At 54.8% G+C, this 3,560-nt stretch carries 6 protein-coding genes; 5 read left to right on the plus strand and 1 reads right to left on the minus strand.

Translation table 11 applies throughout. The features are described 5' to 3' along the window. Positions 1 to 303: 303 nt before the first annotated feature. Positions 304 to 1,203 carry a LysR family transcriptional regulator gene (locus tag ACOYNV_RS26585; protein ID WP_422902832.1) on the minus strand — a complete coding sequence of 300 codons (900 nt, stop codon included), beginning with the start codon at positions 1,201 to 1,203 and terminating at the stop codon, positions 304 to 306. Between the two features lie 131 nt (positions 1,204 to 1,334). Here ACOYNV_RS26585 and ACOYNV_RS26590 point away from each other — a divergent pair, with 131 nt between their 5' ends. The 5 genes from ACOYNV_RS26590 to ACOYNV_RS26610 form a co-directional block, all read left to right on the plus strand. Continuing rightward, entirely contained in the window at positions 1,335 to 1,904 is a 570-nt protein-coding gene (locus ACOYNV_RS26590; RefSeq protein WP_422902833.1) for a hypothetical protein, read from the plus strand. A gap of 25 nt (positions 1,905 to 1,929) precedes the next feature. Further along, the gene (locus ACOYNV_RS26595; protein WP_422902834.1) at positions 1,930 to 2,178 is read left to right on the plus strand and encodes a hypothetical protein; all 249 of its coding nucleotides are present in this window, start codon (positions 1,930 to 1,932) and stop codon (positions 2,176 to 2,178) included. 131 nt (positions 2,179 to 2,309) lie between these two features. Beyond that, positions 2,310 to 2,699, plus strand: a complete 390-nt coding sequence (locus ACOYNV_RS26600; protein ID WP_422902837.1) for a phosphatase PAP2 family protein — start codon at positions 2,310 to 2,312, stop codon at positions 2,697 to 2,699. Next, complete coding sequence (locus ACOYNV_RS26605) at positions 2,654 to 3,079, plus strand: diacylglycerol kinase (RefSeq protein ID WP_422902835.1); 426 nt, start codon at positions 2,654 to 2,656, stop codon at positions 3,077 to 3,079. Before ACOYNV_RS26600 ends, ACOYNV_RS26605 begins: the two co-directional genes overlap by 46 nt. A 103-nt stretch (positions 3,080 to 3,182) precedes the next feature. Further along, on the plus strand, positions 3,183 to 3,560 hold a 378-nt coding region (locus tag ACOYNV_RS26610), incomplete at its 3' end, for a hypothetical protein (protein ID WP_422902836.1).

Genomic DNA, 3,560 nt, shown 5'->3' on the forward strand with positions numbered 1-3,560 from the left:
TCGTCCAAACCCTTGCCTTGGGCGTCTTTCAGCGATTTGGGGTGAACAAAGCGCGGTTAAACCAGAATGAGTGAGTTCGCCGGCAGGACTTGAATATGTCAGGGAAGCTTTCGATCTCCAACGTGGTCAATTAACTATCTGCCAGCATTGCGACAGCGAGCAAACGTCCTTGGACTGTTGGGCCCATACCAGCGCAAAGGTGAGTAGGAAAGACTTAGGGAAAACATTGGCGGTCCCACTGGTTTTCCATGACCCGTACTGTCGCGATGGAGCTTAGCTATTGGCCGCAATGTTGCAGCGGCCTCAGTTCGCGATGCGTGATGCCGCATCAAGGATCGCTTGAAGTGCAGGATGCTGGATGCGTCGTTCCGTTGATATCGCAAAGCACGTTTCGCTCACGCCATCGAGCACACCAATCTGGCGAACACCAAATTGAGCCCAAAGGTCTTCGGCAAGCGCCGTAGGCGCGGGGAAGATGCCAACGCCTGCTCGGCCGAAAGTCTTTAGCAATGCGCTGTCGGAGAATTCAGCTCTAACCTTCAACGCCAGACCACGCTTGCGGAACCATTCCTCGACGGCCTGTCGCAAGGGGTTCTCCGACATGGGCAGCAATAAGGGTGCTTGGTTAAGCTGGCGCGGAAAGTCCGTCGTATAGAGCCGCCACAACGTGTCATTGCCGTAGAGCGCCATGCTCAAACTGCCAAGAGGGTGCGAATAGACTTTAAGGTTCGCGCTTGGAGCAACGGGCCGATGCGACAGCACTAGGTCAAGACGATGTAGCGCCAGATCAGTGATCAGATTATCGAGCTCGCCCTCCCGGCAGGTCAGTTGGCAGTCGACTGGTGGGTTCAACGTTACTTCAAGCAGGCGAAAAGCAACAAGTTTGGGGATCGCATCGGTTAGGCCGACAGAAAGGCGGCGCTGTGGCGCCTGAGCCGTCGCGAGCGCTTCTTTAAGCTCCGTTCCAAGCTGAAAAATCTGGTCGGCATAGCCCAGCACCAGTCGTCCAGATTCCGAAGGCGTCAAACCGCGGCCGCGCGGAACCAGCAGCGCCTGTCCCAACTGAACCTCCAATTGCGACAACTGCGTGCTGATGGCCTGTACCGATAGGCCCAGTGTCTCTGCGGCACGCGTGATACTGCCTTCCCGCGCGACAGCCCAAAAATACAGAAGATGACGGAAATTGAGGTCACTCGGATGCATTGCGAGGCACTCCTGATATCACCAGAAAATTGGACTATATATCAAACCGGATTCTATTTATCAGTATCTCGAATTTGCCTAAAGTACGTCCATCGCAGGTGCGACGTTCCAACCCAAGCCTTAAGGAGGCAATGATGCTGAGCTACCAACACCGTCCTGTATCCTCTGAAAACAAGCATTCACCCGTTGTGGGACGGTATCACTTCGCCAAGCAGGGCAGGAGCAGATCGGAATCAGTCGTCAATGGTGATACCAGAGGTAATCATTCCGAGCACGACTCGACCATGCGTGCCGACGGTCGGGACACGTTGAATGCCCAAGCGCGACTGGTTGCGCTGAGCCTCCTCGCCGATGGGCGTATGGATTCCTGTGAGATCGAACTGCTCAGCGGGCACCAGGGTCTGGGCCGACTGCATCTTTCAAAAACTGAGTTCTTTGAGGTGCTCAACGACATTTGCGCCGATGTCATTCACATGCCTGTCGTTGGGGGAAGCTACAATATCTCACCCGAGTATGTCGAGGAGTTGCTCGGCAAGGTGACCGATCCATCCCTGCGCCGCCAGACACTGAACCTGATGTTCGACGTGATCCGCTGCGATGGAAATCTCGATCCAAGTGAGGCCGCGCTGTTGTGGAATGCGCTGGATTCATGGGGGCTGCGCGTGAGCCATCTCGGCAAGGCGGGCGCAAATCTCCCCTGATGCAAGAGCCAATCAAAGCAAGGAGATGATGATGATTTCAAGCGTGTCCAGCAGTTTCTATAGCGGCTATACCGGGATTGCTTCGCGAAGTCTGTTGCCAGCCCTTGTCCAGAGCAGACCCGATCAAGTCGCAAAATCCGATCGGGTTGATCGAGCAGATATCGAGGAGTATTACCGTGTGCGCTTCAACGAGGTAAGTCTGGGCAGCGTTTTGCCGCCATCGGTCGGGCCACGAAACCCGGTTGAGCGCTATCTTGAGATTGCAGCGCTGTGATCCTTGATGCGATCCAGTTGTTGGATAGCCGAGTTCTGAAGTCGGCCGACAGCCTGCGGACGCCTTTTCTGGATGCGGCATTTCTTGGACTGACCTGGCTGGGTTCCCTTTGGGTCTTGATTCCGGTCGCAGTGTCTTGTTCCATACGTAGCCAAGCCAGGCAGTCGAGGCCGGTTGCCTGGCTTGGACCAATTTCTCTTGCCGCCACCGCTCTGGTTGTCTATGCACTGAAGGAACTGATCTCTCGCCCGCGGCCTGATCTCCACCAGGCCCTGATAGCGCTACCACTGGATTCGTCCTTTCCGAGTGCTCACGCCGCGCAGGCAACTGCACTAGCGATTGCTCTCGGTTGGCGGGCTGCTTGGCCGGCACGGACAGCGCTGGGAGCGACTGTGATTGTGGTTGCCTCCTCACGGCCGTATCTCCAGGTGCACTTTCCGAGTGACGTGCTGGCAGGCATCATTATCGGCGCAGGTTGCGCATTGCTTACCGGACGCCTGCTTCGGAATTCATCGCGATGAGAAACAAATTCCTTGGCACCGGAGATCCCGGCTATCACCCACTGCGCAAAATCCGAACCGTCATTGCGGGATTGCGCTATGCCGTCATGTATGACTTCAGCGTGGCCTACAATCTCGTACTGTCCGTCGCCGTGCTGGCAGCGACTTTTTTGCTTCGCGAATGGCTGGATTTCCTTCTCATCCTCGTCGTCACCGGTTTGGTCTTGATTGCGGAAATTTTCAATAGTGCCGTGGAGGCGCTATGTGACTTCGTCGAGACACGCCACAACGAAAAGATTGGCATCATCAAGGACATGGCGGCGGCGGCTGTCGGCATTTCAATTCTGCTATGGGCTGTCGTTCTGGCCGTTGAGACCAGCCGACTCATTGGGAGGCTTTAATGGGCATTGCTGGTCTATCTGAAGACCTAACGAACGTGCAGGGAAACCCTTCGACGCCCAGTATGGCGAGTCCGTCACGCTCAAGACTGTCGTCGAGGGCATATTGGCTGACAAAAAAGCCGCATCACCATTCCTCTGGCAAGGATTGATCGCTGTGGCATGGCCAGGAAACAGGTGCTACGAGTCACATCAGGTAAACGCCTATCCTTCAATCGATGGAACCGACAAGCCGAGTTTCAGCAAATTTTTCCATCTCAACTACAATTCAGCCATGAATTTTCGAGAAATAATGCTGTGGAAATTTGACCGTATCGGGAATTTCTATTTCCTGGCAATAATTGGATCGCTGATTCTGGTATTGGGCTACCTGCATTCGCTGAGCGGCCTCACCTATGAATTTCACGTTTTCTTTTTAATTCCTATCCTCGTGTTATCTCGCGCCCCTATGGAGCCATTTGAATCGCGGCTTAATGGAGCCACC

Source organism: Propionivibrio sp. (genome assembly GCF_049316945.1).
GTDB lineage: Bacteria > Pseudomonadota > Gammaproteobacteria > Burkholderiales > Rhodocyclaceae > Propionivibrio.

Excerpts from the sequence above, each read along its gene's own strand:
- ACOYNV_RS26585 (WP_422902832.1), bottom strand. The coding sequence starts at position 1,203 with ATGCATCCGAGTGACCTCAATTTCCGTCATCTTCTGTATTTTTGGGCT.
- ACOYNV_RS26590 (WP_422902833.1), top strand. The coding sequence starts at position 1,335 with ATGATGCTGAGCTACCAACACCGTCCTGTATCCTCTGAAAACAAGCAT.
- ACOYNV_RS26595 (WP_422902834.1), top strand. The coding sequence starts at position 1,930 with ATGATGATGATTTCAAGCGTGTCCAGCAGTTTCTATAGCGGCTATACC.